The organism is Roseomonas sp. AR75 (assembly GCF_005222815.1).
Taxonomy (GTDB): domain Bacteria; phylum Pseudomonadota; class Alphaproteobacteria; order Acetobacterales; family Acetobacteraceae; genus Falsiroseomonas.
This window is the reverse complement of the sequence record NZ_STGB01000005.1, coordinates 750,337-765,512: the sequence shown is the minus strand read 5'-3', so window position 1 is coordinate 765,512 and position 15,176 is coordinate 750,337. Positions and strand designations below refer to the sequence as shown.

The following is a 15,176-nucleotide window of genomic DNA, read 5'->3' as shown; positions in this document are numbered from 1 at the left end:
CTTCATCGCATCACAGGCACAGCGTGCTCGTGGCCACCGGCAGCAATGTCCAGGCCGTGGCGAGCAGCGCGACCCCGGCGAGCGTCAGGCTGACGCATCGGACGAAGCCGGATGGCGAGGCAAAGCGCGGCGAGCGAAGCCCGATCAGCAGGACAGCCTGCAGCGCGACGGCCGCCGCCCAGGCCCCCACCAGCGCAAGGCGGCCCGTGGCGCGGTCCAGCCCGGCCGCCGTCCAGCGCTCGGAACAGACAAGCCCCTCCAGCCCGTAGACGGCGCTGAATGCACCAAGCCAGACCGTCAGCGGCAGCGCGATGCGCAGGACGTCCCTCACATCGCCAGCCCCGGCAGCCAGGCCGCACCGAGGCCGAGCAGCGCCACGGCCGCCATGTAGTCGTGCCAGAGCCGGACGATCCGCGCCTCGCCGATCCGCCGGCCGGTGACGTAGCCCGCGGCAATCCGCGCACCGAGGAACAGGGTCATCGCGCCTGCCAGCGTCGCGTGGAACAGCACATAGCCGCCCAACACCCATACCGTCGCATCATAGGCATGCGCATCATGCGCGGTGCCGAGCAGCAGGGTCGTCGCGGCCAGTCCCGTTGCGCCAGCGCCCGCCACGCCCAGGACCAGGCCGATCCATGGGCCGCGGCCGCGCCTCAGCGCCCGATCGGTCATCCGTATGCCGCCCACCGACAATGGTATGCCCGCGAGCAGGAGCGCGGGTCCCGCGAGGCCGGGCTGCAGATAGGCGGCTGGCGGCCAGCCCGGTGCGACCGTCCACAGGAAGGCGTAGCCGAACAGCAGCGAGCCGAAGAGCGTCACGTTCGCGAGCAGCAGGAACCGCGTGCCCCACCAGCCCGGCGGGTCCGCGGCCTCCGCGGCAAGCGGCAGCGCCAGGCCACGGCCCACGTCCTGCGGACCCTCCTCGCGCGTCGAGCCGAGGCTCCATGCCCAGCGCGCGACGAGCGCCGCGACGCCCAGTACGGCAACGGGTACGAGCCAGTAGAGCTTCAGCAGCATGCCGAGGAAGATGCCGCCGGTGACGAAGGCCATGAGGATCGGCAGCGCCGTGTTGGCGGGGAAGACGACGATCTGCGCGGGTTCTCCGCTCGCCACCTCCACCACAAGCGTTTCGCGACGGTTCCGGGACGGATCGCCCAGATACCCCTCGCCGCGTGCAAGTCGGGCCGGCAGTTCCGGTTCGTCGTGCAGCGGATCGCGTGACGCGACCTGCGGCAGGCTCGCGAAATTGTAGGCCGGCGGCGGCGTCGGCATCGCCCATTCCAGCGTGCCGGCGCGCCAGGGGTCGCGCGAGCCGCGGACCGCCATGGCTGCGTTGGCCACGACGTCCACGATCACCAGGGCGAAGCCGATCGCCGTGGCGAAGCCGCCGATGGAGGCGATCAGGTTGATCACCTCCCACCCCTGGCCCTCGTCGTAGGTGTGGATGCGGCGCCGCTGGCCCAGCAGCCCCGCCCAATGCACCGCGAGGAAGGTGACGTGGAAGCCGCCGGCGATCAGCCAGAAGGCCGTCTCGCCGAGCCTGAAGAAGCGCTTCCGGCCCGTGACGTGCGGCATCCAGTAATACAGCGCGGCGAGCATCGGGAAGACGAAGCCGCCGACGAGCACGTAGTGCAGGTGCGCCACGACGAAATGCGTGTCGTGCACCTGCCAGTCGAAGGGCACCACCGCCACCATTACGCCGGTCAGGCCGCCGATGACGAAGGTGGCGAAGAAGGCCAGGATCCAGAGCATCGGCAGCGTGAGGGTCGGGCTGCCTTTCCACAGCGTGCCGATCCACGCGAAGACCTGCACCGCGGTCGGCACCGCCACCAGCGTCGACGCGGCGGAGAAGAAGGCCAGCGCCATGTGCGGGATGCCGGTGGCGAACATGTGGTGCACCCAGAGCCCGAAGCCCAGCACGCCCAGCGCCACCGCCGCCGCCACGACCCAGCCGTAGCCCAGCAGCGTCGTGCGCGCCATGACCGGCAGGATGGTCGAGATCACGCCCGCGGCGGGCAGGAAGATGATGTAGACCTCCGGGTGTCCGAACAGCCAGAACAGGTGCTGCCACAGCAGGCTGTCGCCGCCCCGGGCGGTGACGAAGAACGGCATGTCGAAGGCGCGTTCGAGCTCAAGCAGGATCGAGCCCAGGATCAGCGGCGGGAAGCCCGTCAGGATCATCACGGCGGTGACAAGCGCGTACCAGGCGAAGATCGGCATGCGCGACAGCGACATGCCCGGCGCACGATAGCGCAGCACCGTCACGGTGATCTCCACCGCGGCGCAGATCGCGGAGATCTCGACGAAGGTGATGCCGAGCAGCCAGAAATCCGTGTTGATGCCGGGGCTGCTCGCCCGCGAGGTGAGCGGCGGGTACATGAACCAGCCGCCGTCGGGCGCGACGCCCAGGAACAGCGAGACCAGCAGCAGCGACCCGCCGAAGGCGTAGCACCAGAAGCCGTATGCCGTGAGCCGCGGGAATGCCAGGTCGCGCGCCCCGAGGAGCTTCGGCAGCAGATACACCGCGATCCCCTCGAAGAGCGGGATCGCGAACAGGAACATCATGATGGTCCCGTGCATCGTGAAGACCTGGTTGTAGACATCCGGTCCCATGAAGGCCGAGCGCGGCGTGGCGAGCTGGGCACGGATCAGCATGGCCAGGATGCCGCCGATCAGGAAGAACACCACCGCGGCCAGCATGAACATGCGTCCGAGATCGGTGTGGTTGACCGTGGTGAACCAGCCTCTCCAGCCCGGTTCCGAGGCCCAGATGCGCGTGAGCGCGCGATGCCGGCGAAGCGCGTTCATGGCGCGCCACCGGCCAGGAAGCGGCCCCAACCCGCTTCGTCATGCGCCCGCACGGTGAAGACATGCCCCCGATAGCCGGGACCGTTGTACTCGGCGTTGACGCCGGCATAGTCGCCAGGCGCCCAGGCTTCGATCCGCAGCACGTTCACATGGCCTGGGATCGCGTCGAGCTTGCCGGCCAGGCGCGGCACCCAGAAGCTGTGGATCACGTCGGCCGAGGTGATCTGCACATCCACCGGCCGCCCGGCGGGGACATGGAGCACGTCGCCGGTGATGCGTCCGGGGGCATCGGCGTAGGAGAAGGACCACGCCCATTGGCGCCCTTCCGCCCGGACGGTCACCACATCGGATGCCGGCCGCGGTAGCAGCCGCTCGCCGACGACGAGACCGTAGGCGAGCAGCGAGGACAGCACCGCGAGTGGGAAGCCGAGGCCGAGGGCCGCGATCCAGATCCGCTCCTGCCGCTGCTCCGCGGCCGGCGCCTGCGGCGCGGGCGCGCGGCGGAAGGCGAGGACCAGCAGCACCATGACGAAAAGGAAGATGGCGCTCGCGCCGATCAGCATCACCCACCACAGCGTTGCGATCGTTGCGGCGGCCGGGCCGGCCGGGTGCACCGCGGAGAGCCTCTCCGCGCAACCGGCCAGCACCGGCAGTGTTGTGGTTGCGATCAACAGCCGGAGAGAATGGTCGCGATGACGCAGCAGATGCGGCAGGAGACCGGCAGCGAGCTGACCGACCCGATCGCGCAACACCCCGCCTACGGGGTCACCGAATCGCGGATCGCACTCTGGGGCCATCCGCTGCACGCCATGACCGTGGCCTTCCCGGTCGCGCTGACCTTCTGCACCTTCGGGGCGGATGCGCTTCACTTGCTTTCGGGCGACGAGTTCTGGGCCCGCGCCGGCGTCTGGGCCGCCGGCACGGCCTTCCTCTTCGGGCTCGCGGCGGCCGTCACCGGGACGATGGAGCTGCTGATGGTGCGCGGCATCCGCATCCGCGCGCCGGCCTGGACTCATGCCGTCATCGCGGTGCTGCTGCTGGCCCTGCTCGGCGCGAACTGGGGCTATCGCATGCAGGGCTACGAGGCAGCGGTGCTGCCCTACGGCATCCTGCTGTCGGGCTTCAACGTGCTGGTGGTGTCTGCGACCGGATGGCACGGGGGCAAGCTCGTCTTCGACTATCGGCTGGGCACGTCGAAGGGAAGCTGAACGTCCCAGGGCTGCTCCAGCCAGGCCGGCATCGGGATGCCGTCGAGATCGGGCTTCCCGAGCACGAGCGCCAGGATGACGAGGATCGTGAGCGTCAGCAGCAGCGCCGGCCAGAGCGGCTCCGGCGGCGTGTGGGCGCCTGGCGTCTCCGCCGTGGCGACGATGGCGTAGCTGACCCAGGCATGGAAGGCGACGAGCAGTGCCACGAACACCAGCTTGGCGAACATCCACAGGACGAAGACCTCGCGCAGGAAGATGAGCAGCGTCCCGGACGCAATGGCGATGATGCCCGCGGGGCTGATCACGAAGGCGTAGCCGTAATGCGTGGCGCGGCGGATGCGTGCGTAGTCCTCCTGGCCGGTTGCCGTGTCGTGCCGCGCGAGCATGAGCGGCAGGGCGAACAGCCCCGCGCACCACAGGCCGAGCGCGACGATATGCAGCGCCTTGAGATGCGGGATGATCGGCTCCAGCCACGCGATCACGCCGGGCGTCCTTCCGCGGACAGCCATGCGCGCCGTGCCACGGCCGCGCCCCAACCCATGTAGAGCAGGCCTGCAGGTACCCACATCAGAAGCCCGCCGAGCTGCTGGTCCTGCAGCGGCCACAGGCCCCAATCCAGCGGCGCGATCGCGTGGATCGCGTAGAGCGGCTGCGGTGCGAAGGTGAGCAGCGCGCCGAGCAGCGCCATCTGCACATAGCCGCCAAGGATGAGCAGAAGCGCGTGCCCGCCGGCCTGTTGCGGATGAAGCACGGCGCGCCAGAACGCCGTTGCGGTGACGAGCAGCGAGACCTGCATCGCCCAGTAGGCCGGCACGAAGGACAGCGCGAGATCGTAGGCGCGCGGCACGTGCCAGGCCCAGAGCACCACGGTGGAAACCACGAAGGGCAGCGCCAGCGATCCCGCCGCGCGCGACGGCCAGGCAAGCGCGAGAAGCGGCGCGGCGGCCGCGACCAGCAGGATGTGGTGGACGACGCGTGCCGAGAACAGCGACGCGGACAGCGCGCAGAGCGGCGAGACAAAGGCCACGGCAAGCACCGCCACCGCTATTGCGCCGGGTCGGCGCCGGCCGACCGCGCATGCGAGGACCAGGAGGCCCAGAAGCACCGCCGGGTCGAGATTCCAGCGCAGCCAGATTTCCGACGGATCGGGCGCAGGGCCGCAGTAGATCCGGCTCCAGAACTCCGTGCCCATTGCGCCCCCTCACCGCCTCCAACCCCGCCGCGCATCCGCGCCGTCCCATGGCTGGTCGGCACGCGCACGCGACCCGGCACGGGCGCGACGTGCGGCGATCACGCGCCGCGGCCGTACCGCCGATGGTTGCTAGCGCCCTGTGACGACGATGGTTTCCATGCGGCGAAATTGTCCCGGACGGCGCGGCGGTCAGGGCGCCGCGTCGTCGCCGACGGCCTGCGGCATCGGCCGTGGTGGCGCCACGCATGCCGCCAGCGTCGTCGCGTCCAGCTCCGCCAGGAAGGCCTCGCGCGCCCGCCACAGCACGTTGCGCAATCGGCAGTCCGGCGCCAGGCAGCAGGCACCGCCATCCGGGCGGAAACATTCCACCAGCGCCTGGCCCCGCTCGAGCCGGCGCACGACCGCGCCGACGCTGATCTCACCCGGCGACTTCGCGAGCATGACGCCGCCGCGCGCGCCACGCAGCGTGCGGACGAGCCCGGCTTCCGCCAGGTCCTGCACGATCTTGTGGAGATGGTTGCGCGGCACGCCGATATCGGCCGCCAGGGTCTCGGTGCTGCGATGCCGGGCCGGGTCGGCACCGAGACGCATCAGCACGCGGAGCGCAAAGTCGGTGGAGGCGAGCAGGCGCAAGCGGGCGAGCTCCATAAATTGGTATTGACGATACCATATTTTGGGCTGAAGGTAATTGGCATTGGAGATACCAATTTGCTCGCCTCCACACCCATCCCAGAAAGCGCCGAGCGTCGCGCCGCCCTCTCCGTCGCCGTGACGGCGCGGACCGGCCTGGACCCCGCCGCCATCGAGCGCTTCCTGCGCGCCTTCTATGGCGCGGCCCGGCAGGACACGCTGCTTGGGCCTGCCTTCGCCGGCGTGGCCGACTGGGAGCGCCACATCGCGGTGATCACGCGCTTCTGGTGCTCGGTCGCCCTGATGACCGGCGACTATCACGGCCAACCGATGCAGGCGCATGCGCATCTCGCGCTGCAACCCGCGCATTTCCGTCGCTGGCTCGCGCTGTTCGAGCAGGTGGCGGGTGCCGAACTGACGCCGCAGGGCGCCGAGCACATGCTCGAACGCGCCCGGCGCATCGCCCGCAGCCTGGAGATGGGGCTTCTTCCCCTCCCGCTCCCCGCGACACCGCGCCCGACGGCGCAAGGACAGCCCGCATGAACGCCGCCATCATCCGAGCCGGGAACGGCGCGCCTGCCCGTGTGGCGCGCCTGCCGCTGTTCGGCCACGGCTTTCGCCCGTTCTTCCTGCTGGCCGGCCTCTGGGCACCGCTCGGCGTGGGTCTCTGGCTTGCGGTGCTCACGGGTCTCGATGCGCCGGACCATCCGCTGCCGCTGATCCGCTGGCATGCCCACGAGATGCTGGCCGGCTTCGTCGGGGCGGCCATGATCGGCTTCGTGCTGACCGCCGTGCCGAACTGGACCGCGCGGCGCGGCTATGCCGGCTGGCCGCTGGTCGGCCTGGTTGCGCTGTTCGTCGCCGGGCGCCTTGCGCTGCTGCCGGGATCGCCGGTGCCGCCCGGCATCGCCGCGCCGGTCGCGCTCGCCGCCATCCCCGCGACGCTGCTGCTTGTGCTGCCGGCCCTCGTCGCTGCGCGCAGCGCACGGCTGTTCGGCCCGCCCATCCTCGTGCTGTGCTTCTGGGCCGGCGACCTTCTCATGCTGGGCGAGGCTGCCGGGTGGTGGGACGGGACATGGCGCGCCGGGCAACTCCTCATGGCGGATGTCGCGCTGTTGCTGGTCGGCCTGATCGGTGGACGCATCATCCCCTCCTTCACGCTCAACGCGCTGCGCAAGACCGGCAGGCCTGCGGAGCCGCAGCCGCTGCCGGGCGTCGATGCCGCGGCGCTGCTTGCGCTGGCCGCCGTGGTGCTCGTGGATCTGGCGGCGCCGGACAGCGCGCCGGCGGGCGGCGTCGCGGCGCTGGCCGCGGTGCTGGTGGTGCTCCGCCTCTCGCGCTGGCACGGCCTGCGGACGCTCGGCCAGCCGCTCCTCTGGGTGCTGCACCTCGCCTACGGCTTCGTGGCGCTCGCACTGGCCACCAAGGCGGCCTGGCTGTTGGCGGGGGCGGATTGGGCCGTCCACTGGCTGCACCTGCAGGGCGCCGGCGCGCTCGCGCTGATGATCATGGCGGTGATGACCCGCGCGACGCTCGGGCATACCGGGCGCCACCTGGTCGCCGGGCCGGCGACCGTCGCGGCCTATGCCCTGGTCGCGATCGCCGCGCTGGTCCGCGCCTTTGGCCCTGCGCTGACCGACAGCCGGCTGGTGCCGCTCGTCCTCGCGGGTTCCTGCTGGCTGCTGGCCTTCGGCCTGTTCCTCGGCATCTACATGCCCATGCTGCTGGCACCGCGCGCCGATGGAAAGCCGGGATGAGCGCCCGAAGGCGGCGGGAGACCGCCCCCGCTTCATGCGTCGCCTTGCGCCCGCAGGGCGGCTGAACAGGGCTGCGTGAACATGGCCGGGTGGGGTGGCTTCGCCGCGGCCTTCGTGGCCTTCCTGCTCTCCCACGCCATTCCGGCGCGGCCGGCGGTGCGAGGGAAGCTGGTACGCCGGCTGGGTGAGCGCGGCTACGTCGCGGCCTACAGCGCCGCTTCGCTCGCGCTGCTGGCATGGCTTGTCATCGAGGCGGCGCATGCGCCCCCCGTGCTGCTCTGGCCCTACGCCGCCTGGCAGGCCTGGCTGGTCAACCTCGTCATGCCCGTCGCCTGCCTGCTGATCGCCGCTTCGCTCGGGGCGCCGAACCCGCTGTCCTTCGGCGGCGACGCCCACGGATTCGACCCGGCACGGCCGGGCATCGCCGGCGTGGCGCGGCACCCGCTGCTGCTCGCGCTCGCCCTCTGGGCCGGCGCGCATGCGCTGGCGAATGGCAGCCTGGCGCATGTCCTGATGTTCGGCAGCTTCGCCGGCTTCGCGCTGCTGGGCATGCGGATCATCGACCGGCGGAAGCGGCGGCAGATGGGGGAAGCGGCGTGGGCAGGGCTTGCCGCGCGGACCTCCCTGTGGCCCTTCGCCGCGCTGCTCGGGGGACGCTGGCGTCCCGCCGGTCGGCCGAGCCTCGCACGGCTTGGCGCAGGCCTTCTGCTCTGGCTCGTGCTGCTGCACCTGCATGCGCCGGTGCTCGGCGTCTCGCCGCTGCCGCCCTGACGCGCCGCGTCTTCACACCTCTGCGGGAGGACGTCGCGCTTCCGGCCCGGTGACATCCTCGACCCAGGTCAGCGCCGCGACCGCGCGCGGGAAGCCGAGGGTGGGGATCGCGAGCAGCGCGACCTGCTTCAGCGCATCGGGCGCGATGCCCTGCTCGAGGGCGCGCCGGCAGTGCGAATGCACCGCGCCTTCCGACCCTGCGCCGATGGCCAGCGCCAGCTTCACCAGGCGCAAGGCCTGGCCTTCGACCGGCCCGGCCTCCGCCGCCGCCTTGCCGAGCGCGGCGAAGGCGCGCCAAAGCTCCGGGTAGCGCGCCGCCACGTCGCCGGCCGCGCCGGGCAACTCGCCTGCATCCGTCATCCGCCATCCCTCCAGGCTGCCCCTGATGATCGGACGGAACGCAGCAGCGCCGAGCCGGCTTCGCCGCCGATGGCCGGGCGCGGCGTTTCGCCGGGATCGAGCTGCCGGAAGGGACCGTCCGGGCCTTCGGAGGCCTGCAGCACGCCCCAGCCGAAATGGAAGTACCAGCCATGCAGCGCGAGCGTGCCGGCCGCGACGCGCTCCGCCACGAAGGGATAGGCCGCGAGATGGCGCAGGCTGGTCAGCACCGAGGCCTGCTCGGCGCGGCGGGCGATAAGGCTGCGCTCGGCCTCCGTCACCAGCCCGTCCATCTCCCTGCGCACCTCCTGCGCGATCTCGACCCAGTCCGAGACGTAGTCGAAGCGATGCCCGCCATGATCGTGATCGAGCATGCAGCGCACCCCGGCGCAGAAGGAATGCCCGAGCACCACCACCTCCCGCACGCCGAGCGCCTTCACGCCGAACTCGATCGCCGCCGCCGTGCCGTGCGGCGCGCCGTCGGTGGTGGGCGGCGGCACCAGGGCGGCGACGTTGCGCACGACGAACAGGTCGCCCGGCTGCGCGCCGCAGATGATCGCCGGGTCCGTGCGGCTGTCGGAGCAGGCGATCACCATCACCTCCGGCCGTTGGCCCTCCAGCAGGCTGTCATAGAGGGCGTGGTCGTTCTCGAAGTGCACGCCGCGGAAGCGGTCGAACCCCTCGACCAGGCGCCGCAGCGCGCCGCCCGCGCCGGCGGCGGTGTCGAAGCGCGCCATGTCAGCCGCCGGCGGGGAAGGGCAGGAAGCCGACGGCGGCGCCCGCCGGGAGCCACGCCGTTTCCGCCGCGATGCGGAGCAGGCCATCGGCCCCGCCGAGCGGCAGCAGGCTGGCCGAGCCGCCGCGACCCAGCGGCTCCAGCACCGGGCGGCCCAGCGCGTCGGCGCCGAGGATGCGTGCCGGGCGGTATTCGCAGCGCCCTGCGCGGCGGCGCAGACCCTGCGCCATCACGCCCGGCTGCAGGCGCGCCGGCCGCGCGTCCTCGCCGGCCAGCAAGGACAGCAGCGGCAGGCCGAGCGTCGTCATCGCGACGAAGGCCGCCACCGGGTTGCCCGGCAGCAGCAGGCAGCGCGCCGCGCCCAAACAGCCATGCGCCAGCGGCTTGCCCGGCTTCTGCGCCAGATGCAGCGTCTCCACCACGCCGCCCGCGCGCCGGAGAGCGTGGGCGAGGTGATCGGCATCGCTGCCGGAGATGCCGCCGGATGTGACGATCAGATCGGCCTGCGCCGCGGCATCCCGCAGCGCCGTGGCAAGCGCGCCCGCATCGTCCCGCACGAGGCCGAGGTCGGACGCCTCGGCACCCGCCGCGCGCAGCAGCGCCAGCAGCATCGGGCGATTGCTGTCGCGCACCGCGCCGCCATGCAGTTCGTTACCGTTGGACAGCACACCCACGCGCAGCCTGCGCCGCACCGGGACCTGCGCGACGCCGAGCGCGGCGAGCAGCGCGACATGCCGTGCGCCGAGACGCAGGCCCGGCGGCAGCGCCGGCATGCCCGGCCGTACATCCTCGCCCCGGCGACGGATGTTCTGTCCGCGCTCCGCCTGGCGCAGCACCTCCAGCCTGTCGCCGCGCAAGCGGGCATGCTCCTCCATCACCACGGCGGCGGTGCCTGCGGGTACCGGCGCGCCGGTCAGCACGCGCGCCGCCTCGCCCTTTCGAAGCGCGCGGCAGGGCGCCTCGCCGGCGGCGATGCGGGCGACCACGCGCAGAGGTCCGCCGGAATCGAGGCCACACGCCGTCAGCGCGAAGCCGTCCATGGCCGCAGCGTCGAAGGGCGGCAGGCTGACCTGTGCGACGACCGGCTCCGCCAGGATGCGGCCAGCGCAGTCCGCGATCGCACACGTCTCCACCGGCGCGACCGGCGCGATGCCGGCCAGGATGCGGGCCAGCGCCGCTTCCGGCGCGATCAGGCCGGCTTCCTCGTCGCAGCTCCGCAGGACGATGCCGTCAGGCATGTGTCGCACCGCGATGGCGGCGCGCCGCCATTTCCCGCGCGATGGCGCTGCGTTCGGCGCCGCGCAGGCGGCGCCTGGCAAGCGGCATGATCTCTTCCTCCTCGATCGTCAGGTGGCGCCGGTATGCGGCGGCGAAGGCGAGTGCCGCCTCCGCGAAGCCGGCGGCGGGCGCATGCCCGGTGGCGATGGCGGCAAGCGCGGCACGCAGCCCCGCGCGGACGTCCGGCGCGGTGGCGGCGCAGCCGGCCAGCGCGCGGTAGCGCCGCGCAGCCTCGGCGCCGAGCCGCGGATAGACCGAGTCTTCCTCGTCGGCGGCATGCAGCGGCAGCTCGCAGGCGAACCACGCGGCGAGCGCGCGCGCGATCGGCCCCTGCGCGGGCCCGCCGGGCTGGCGGGCAAGGCGTTCCAGGTGGCCGAGCAGCACCCGCTGACGGGCATGCTCGGCGCTGAGGAAGACGAGTGGATCCCGCAGCAGCGCCTCGTCCAGGGCGCCGATCCAGGCTTCGCCATGCATGGTCAGTTCACCAGCGGGCCATCCGCGCGCGCTTCGCCCTCGGCGCCAAGGACGAAGCCCTCGATCCGCGCCTGCGCGGCAAGCACCGCGATGGTGTGGCGCAGCGCCGCTTCCCAGGCGGCGGCGCGCAGGTCGCGCAGCACCTTCGCCCGCACCTCGGGATAGGCCGGCAGCCGCGCGGGGATATGGCGATGAACTTGCACAACGTGCAGCCCGTAGCGCGTGGCGACCGGCGCCGTGCAGAAGGCACCGGGGGCAAGGCCGGCCAGCGCCGCCTCGAAGGGCGGCACGGTGCTGCCGCGCTCGACACGGCCGAGCAGCCCGCCCTGCTCGCGCGACGGGCAGGCGGAGTGCTGACGGGCCAGTTCGGGCAGCTTGCCGGGCACCGCGCGCAGCTCCGCGAGCAGCGCCTCCGCCTTCCGCGTCGCGGCGGCGCGCGCCGGGGGGTCCTCGGGATCGGCGGCGAGCAGGATATGGCTCGCCTCCCAGGCCTCGGGCGTGCCGAAACGCTCGGGATGGGCGGCAAGCCAGCGCGCGCCGGCGGCGTCATCCGGCTCCGGCACGCGGATCTCGCGGGCCAGCAGCGCATCCACCGCCGCCTCCTCGTCCTCGCCTTCAGCGGGCGCGGCGGCATCCAGCAGCAGGCGCCGCACGACCAGCGCCCGCGCCGCGCTCTCCCAGGCTGCCATCGCATCCGGCGCGGGATGGTGCTGCATCTCCGCCGCGATCTCCGCCGCGGCGATGACGGTGCCGTTCACGACGATGTCGTGCTCGGGCAGGGCGGGCTGCGCCGGATGGGCGTGCGGCGCGGGCGCGTGCGCCTGCGGCTTCGGCGGCGGGTTGAAGACCACGGCCATGGCGCCTACTCCGCCGGCACGCGCTGCGCAGGGGCGGCGGCTGCCGGCTGCGGTGCGCCGCCGGCAAGCCCCGGGCGCGCCACCGGACCCGGTCGTGTCGTGGCGCCGCCACGCACCCGCACGATCTGCCAGGCGCGGAACAGGTACCAGACCGGCGCCGAGAAGATGTGCACGAGCCGCGTGAAGGGCGTCAGCAGGAACAGCGTCATCCCCAGCACGAGATGCGCGAGATAGGGGAAGTCGATGCCGCGGATCAGCTCGGCCGCGCCGCCCTGGAAGGTGACGATCGCCTGGCTCCAGGCCGAGAGCTTCAGCATCGCCACGCCGTCCGAGTGCCCGAGCGAGAAGGGCAGGGTGATGAGGCCGAGCGAGAGCTGCACCCAGAGCAGCACCAGGATCGCCATGTCGGCGCGCGTCGAGGTGCGGCGGATGCGTTCGTCGAACAGGCGGCGATGCAGCAGCATCGAGAGGCCGACGAAGCAGACCGCCCCGGCGATGCCGCCCGCGGTCACGGCGACCATCTGCTTCTGCGACGGCGCGATCGCCCATTCATACGCCCAATGCGGCGTCAGCAGGCCGACGAAGTGGCCGAAGAACAGGAAGATGATGCCGAAGTGGAAGAGGTTGGACCCGAGGACGAGCTGCTTGCGGCGCAGCAGCTGGGATGAGCCGGAGCGCCAGGTGTACTGGTCGCGGTCGAAGCGGATCAGCGAGCCGATCACGAACACGCCCATGCAGATGTAGGGGTAGATCCCGAACAGGAAGTCATGGAGGTAGTGGAGGAAGCCGTTCCAGGGGACGGACATCGCGTCGCTCCTTCAGCGGATGGCATGGTTGGCGCGCAGCGTGCGCAGCCGGTCGATCATGGCGCCGAGCTTCGCGCGCGCGCCCTGCTTGTCGGGATCGGATTCCGGGCCGAAGACCACGGGCTCCGATTCATAGGCGGCGTCGAGCGCGGCGAGTTCCTCGGCGTCGGACAGCTCCTGTTCCTCGGTCGGCCGTGCCTCCGGCCTGACGCCGGCCTCCGCCAGCACGGCGGCGACGATGGCGGCATAGGCGCGCGACGTCGCGGTGCCGCGCCCGAGCAGCTTCGCGTGCAGCTGGTCGAGGATCGGCGCGCATTGGCCAAGCAGGTTCGTCGTGACCCCGGGCTCCGCATGCGCGCAGAACTCCAGGAACAGCGGCAGGTAGTCCGGCAGTTCGCGCGCATCCAGCGCGAAGCCGGACTGCTCGTACACCTGCGCCAGCTCGATCATGGCGGGGCCGCGGTTGCGCGTGTCGCCATGCACATGCTCGAACAGGTGCAGGCTGGTGCCGCGCCCGCGATCGAACAGGCGGACATAGTCCTCTTCGCGGTCGAGCGCATCGCCCAGGCCAAGCCGGCGGACCAGCCTTGCCAGGTTCGAAGCAAGATCCGCGCGGAAGCCGGCGTCCGTGATCGCCGAGGCGACCTGCGGCAGGTCCGCGCGCAGCGCCTCGTCCGGATAGCGGAGCAGGACGGACAGGATCGCGAGACGGCGGTTCACTGGCCCGCCTCCTGCTTCGCGACATCCTGGGCTTCGCGGATGCGGGTCGGCGCCATGCGCCCGGCCGAGGGGCCGGAGGCGCTGAACAGGTTGCCGACGGTGCGCCCGTCGTAGCAGCCCTGGCCGAAGCTGAAGCCGCAGGACGATTTCAGGTCGAAGGCGTTCTCGGCGTATTCGCGATGCGTGCTGGGAATCACGTAGCGGTCCTCGTAATTCGCGATCGCCAGCGTCTGGTACATCTGCTCGACCTGCGCGGCGCTCATGCCGACCTGGGCGAGGATCGCGGTGTCGTCGCGGTTCTCCACGGTCCGCGCCCGCATGTGCATGCGCATCGCCATCATCCGCTGCAGCGCGCTGACGATCGGCGCCTCGGCCCCCGCGGTCAGCAGGTTCGCCAGGTACTTCACGGGGATGCGCAGGCTCTCGACATCCGGCAGCCCGTCCTTCCAGCCGATATGGCCGGCTTCCGCGGCCGACTGCACCGGCGAGAGCGGCGGCACGTACCAGACCATCGGCAAGGTCCGGTATTCGGGGTGGAGCGGAAAGGCGATCTTCCAGTCGATCGCCATCCTGTAGGCCGGGCTGTTGCGCGCCGCCTCGAGCCAGGCCTCCGGCACGCCATCGGCGCGCGCCTGGGCGATGACCTCCGGGTCCTCAGGGTCGAGGAAGACGTCGAGCTGTTCCTGATACAGGTGCTGCTCGTTCTCGACGCTTGCCGCCTTCTCGATGCGGTCGGCGTCGTAGAGCATCACGCCGAGGTAGCGGATGCGTCCCACGCACGTCTCGCTGCACACCGTCGGCTCGCCCGCCTCGATGCGCGGGTAGCAGAAGATGCACTTCTCGGCCTTACCGGACTGCCAGTTGTAGTAGATCTTCTTGTAGGGGCAGGCCGAGACGCACATGCGCCAGCCGCGGCACTTCTCCTGGTCGATCAGGACGATGCCGTCCTCCTCCCGCTTGTAGATGGAGCCGGAGGGGCAGGAGGCGACGCAGGCCGGGTTGAGGCAGTGCTCGCAGAGCCGCGGCAGGTAGAACATGAAGGTCTGTTCGAACTGCCCGTAGATCTGCTTCTGGATCCCTTCGAAGTTCCGGTCCTTGGAGCGCTTGCGGAACTCCGTGCCCAGGATCTCCTCCCAGTTCGGCCCCCACTTGATCTCCATCCGCTCGCCGGTCAGCAGGCTGACGGGACGCGCGACAGGCATCGTCTCGCTCTCGGGCGCGGTCTGCAGGTGCGTGTAGTCGAAGGTGAAGGGCTCGTAGTAGTCGTCGATCTCCGGCAGGTGCGGGTTGGCGAAGATGGAAGCCAGGATGCGCCACTTGGCACCCATCTTCGGCTGGATCGTGCCGTTGCGCTTGCGCGTCCAGCCGCCCTTCCACTTCTCCTGGTTCTCCCAGTCCTTCGGATAGCCGATGCCGGGCTTCGTCTCGACATTGTTGAACCAGGCGTATTCGACGCCCTCGCGGCTGGTCCAGACCTGCTTGCAGGTGACGGAGCAGGTGTGGCAGCCGATGCACTTGTCGAGGTTGAGCACCATCGCGATCTGCGCGCGGACCTTCATCG

At 71.5% G+C, this 15,176-nt stretch carries 18 protein-coding genes; 4 read left to right on the top strand and 14 right to left on the bottom strand.

Going from position 1 to position 15,176, the window contains the following annotated elements:
* Positions 1 to 10 precede the first annotated feature (10 nt).
* From E4T13_RS23050 to E4T13_RS23040, 3 genes are read right to left on the bottom strand one after another with little or no spacing between them, the layout of a single operon-like run.
* Positions 11 to 331 (bottom strand): hypothetical protein, encoded by a 321-nt coding sequence (locus E4T13_RS23050; protein ID WP_137180682.1) that lies wholly within the window; start codon positions 329 to 331, stop codon positions 11 to 13.
* Entirely contained in the window at positions 328 to 2,808 is a 2,481-nt protein-coding gene (gene ctaD, locus E4T13_RS23045) for a cytochrome c oxidase subunit I (RefSeq protein ID WP_137180681.1), read from the bottom strand. Before ctaD ends, E4T13_RS23050 begins: the two co-directional genes overlap by 4 nt.
* Positions 2,805 to 3,479 carry a cytochrome c oxidase subunit II gene (locus E4T13_RS23040; protein ID WP_206030273.1) on the bottom strand — a complete coding sequence of 225 codons (675 nt, stop codon included), beginning with the start codon at positions 3,477 to 3,479 and terminating at the stop codon, positions 2,805 to 2,807. The genes ctaD and E4T13_RS23040 overlap by 4 nt, the downstream gene beginning before the upstream one ends.
* A gap of 21 nt (positions 3,480 to 3,500) precedes the next feature.
* Between E4T13_RS23040 and E4T13_RS23035 the strand changes: the two genes are divergently transcribed.
* The gene (locus E4T13_RS23035) at positions 3,501 to 4,016 is read left to right on the top strand and encodes a DUF2231 domain-containing protein (protein ID WP_137180679.1); all 516 of its coding nucleotides are present in this window, start codon (positions 3,501 to 3,503) and stop codon (positions 4,014 to 4,016) included.
* Here E4T13_RS23035 and E4T13_RS23030 read toward each other — a convergent pair.
* From E4T13_RS23030 to E4T13_RS23020, 3 genes are all read right to left on the bottom strand, one after another.
* On the bottom strand, positions 3,986 to 4,498 hold the full coding sequence (locus tag E4T13_RS23030; protein WP_137180678.1) for a CopD family protein: 513 nt from the start codon (positions 4,496 to 4,498) through the stop codon (positions 3,986 to 3,988). The genes E4T13_RS23035 and E4T13_RS23030 overlap by 31 nt on opposite strands.
* Positions 4,495 to 5,208, bottom strand: coding sequence for a cytochrome c oxidase assembly protein (locus tag E4T13_RS23025; protein WP_137180677.1), 714 nt, complete (start codon positions 5,206 to 5,208; stop codon positions 4,495 to 4,497). The genes E4T13_RS23030 and E4T13_RS23025 overlap by 4 nt, the downstream gene beginning before the upstream one ends.
* A gap of 189 nt (positions 5,209 to 5,397) precedes the next feature.
* Positions 5,398 to 5,841 carry an Rrf2 family transcriptional regulator gene (locus E4T13_RS23020; RefSeq protein ID WP_170985175.1) on the bottom strand — a complete coding sequence of 148 codons (444 nt, stop codon included), beginning with the start codon at positions 5,839 to 5,841 and terminating at the stop codon, positions 5,398 to 5,400.
* 75 nt (positions 5,842 to 5,916) lie between these two features.
* On the opposite strand from E4T13_RS23020, the gene E4T13_RS23015 reads away from it, so the two are divergent.
* The 3 genes from E4T13_RS23015 to E4T13_RS23005 all read left to right on the top strand — a co-directional run bounded on the left by E4T13_RS23015 (position 5,917) and on the right by E4T13_RS23005 (position 8,366).
* Positions 5,917 to 6,381: a group III truncated hemoglobin gene (locus E4T13_RS23015; protein ID WP_240791250.1), complete on the top strand. Its 465-nt coding sequence runs from the start codon at positions 5,917 to 5,919 to the stop codon at positions 6,379 to 6,381.
* Positions 6,378 to 7,595 (top strand): NnrS family protein, encoded by a 1,218-nt coding sequence (locus tag E4T13_RS23010; RefSeq protein WP_137180675.1) that lies wholly within the window; start codon positions 6,378 to 6,380, stop codon positions 7,593 to 7,595. The genes E4T13_RS23015 and E4T13_RS23010 overlap by 4 nt, the downstream gene beginning before the upstream one ends.
* 81 nt (positions 7,596 to 7,676) lie before the next feature.
* Positions 7,677 to 8,366: an NnrU family protein gene (locus E4T13_RS23005; protein WP_137180674.1), complete on the top strand. Its 690-nt coding sequence runs from the start codon at positions 7,677 to 7,679 to the stop codon at positions 8,364 to 8,366.
* A gap of 12 nt (positions 8,367 to 8,378) precedes the next feature.
* Here the strand turns inward: E4T13_RS23005 and E4T13_RS23000 are convergent, their stop codons facing one another.
* From E4T13_RS23000 to narH, 8 genes are read right to left on the bottom strand one after another with little or no spacing between them, the layout of a single operon-like run.
* Positions 8,379 to 8,726, bottom strand: coding sequence for a carboxymuconolactone decarboxylase family protein (locus E4T13_RS23000; RefSeq protein WP_137180673.1), 348 nt, complete (start codon positions 8,724 to 8,726; stop codon positions 8,379 to 8,381).
* A complete protein-coding gene (locus E4T13_RS22995) occupies positions 8,723 to 9,481 on the bottom strand; it encodes a carbonic anhydrase (RefSeq protein ID WP_170985174.1) in 759 nt (252 codons plus the stop codon). The genes E4T13_RS23000 and E4T13_RS22995 overlap by 4 nt, the downstream gene beginning before the upstream one ends.
* A 1-nt stretch (position 9,482) precedes the next feature.
* Complete coding sequence (gene glp / locus E4T13_RS22990) at positions 9,483 to 10,718, bottom strand: gephyrin-like molybdotransferase Glp (protein ID WP_137180671.1); 1,236 nt, start codon at positions 10,716 to 10,718, stop codon at positions 9,483 to 9,485.
* Entirely contained in the window at positions 10,711 to 11,232 is a 522-nt protein-coding gene (locus E4T13_RS22985) for a hemerythrin domain-containing protein (protein ID WP_137180670.1), read from the bottom strand. Before E4T13_RS22985 ends, glp begins: the two co-directional genes overlap by 8 nt.
* 2 nt (positions 11,233 to 11,234) lie before the next feature.
* Complete coding sequence (locus tag E4T13_RS22980; RefSeq protein WP_137180669.1) at positions 11,235 to 12,089, bottom strand: peptidylprolyl isomerase; 855 nt, start codon at positions 12,087 to 12,089, stop codon at positions 11,235 to 11,237.
* 5 nt (positions 12,090 to 12,094) lie between these two features.
* Entirely contained in the window at positions 12,095 to 12,895 is an 801-nt protein-coding gene (gene narI / locus E4T13_RS22975) for a respiratory nitrate reductase subunit gamma (RefSeq protein ID WP_137180668.1), read from the bottom strand.
* 12 nt (positions 12,896 to 12,907) lie between these two features.
* Positions 12,908 to 13,615 (bottom strand): nitrate reductase molybdenum cofactor assembly chaperone, encoded by a 708-nt coding sequence (narJ, locus tag E4T13_RS22970; protein WP_170985173.1) that lies wholly within the window; start codon positions 13,613 to 13,615, stop codon positions 12,908 to 12,910.
* A complete protein-coding gene (gene narH, locus E4T13_RS22965) occupies positions 13,612 to 15,174 on the bottom strand; it encodes a nitrate reductase subunit beta (RefSeq protein WP_137180666.1) in 1,563 nt (520 codons plus the stop codon). Before narH ends, narJ begins: the two co-directional genes overlap by 4 nt.
* Positions 15,175 to 15,176 lie beyond the last annotated feature (2 nt).

Coding starts and splice junctions, on each gene's coding strand:
- ctaD (WP_137180681.1), bottom strand. CDS start 2,808: ATGAACGCGCTTCGCCGGCATCGCGCGCTCACGCGCATCTGGGCCTCG.
- E4T13_RS23035 (WP_137180679.1), top strand. CDS start 3,501: ATGACGCAGCAGATGCGGCAGGAGACCGGCAGCGAGCTGACCGACCCG.
- E4T13_RS23025 (WP_137180677.1), bottom strand. CDS start 5,208: ATGGGCACGGAGTTCTGGAGCCGGATCTACTGCGGCCCTGCGCCCGAT.
- E4T13_RS23010 (WP_137180675.1), top strand. CDS start 6,378: ATGAACGCCGCCATCATCCGAGCCGGGAACGGCGCGCCTGCCCGTGTG.
- E4T13_RS23005 (WP_137180674.1), top strand. CDS start 7,677: ATGGCCGGGTGGGGTGGCTTCGCCGCGGCCTTCGTGGCCTTCCTGCTC.
- E4T13_RS23000 (WP_137180673.1), bottom strand. CDS start 8,726: ATGACGGATGCAGGCGAGTTGCCCGGCGCGGCCGGCGACGTGGCGGCG.
- E4T13_RS22995 (WP_170985174.1), bottom strand. CDS start 9,481: ATGGCGCGCTTCGACACCGCCGCCGGCGCGGGCGGCGCGCTGCGGCGC.
- glp (WP_137180671.1), bottom strand. CDS start 10,718: ATGCCTGACGGCATCGTCCTGCGGAGCTGCGACGAGGAAGCCGGCCTG.
- E4T13_RS22985 (WP_137180670.1), bottom strand. CDS start 11,232: ATGCATGGCGAAGCCTGGATCGGCGCCCTGGACGAGGCGCTGCTGCGG.
- E4T13_RS22980 (WP_137180669.1), bottom strand. CDS start 12,089: ATGGCCGTGGTCTTCAACCCGCCGCCGAAGCCGCAGGCGCACGCGCCC.
- narI (WP_137180668.1), bottom strand. CDS start 12,895: ATGTCCGTCCCCTGGAACGGCTTCCTCCACTACCTCCATGACTTCCTG.
- narH (WP_137180666.1), bottom strand. CDS start 15,174: ATGAAGGTCCGCGCGCAGATCGCGATGGTGCTCAACCTCGACAAGTGC.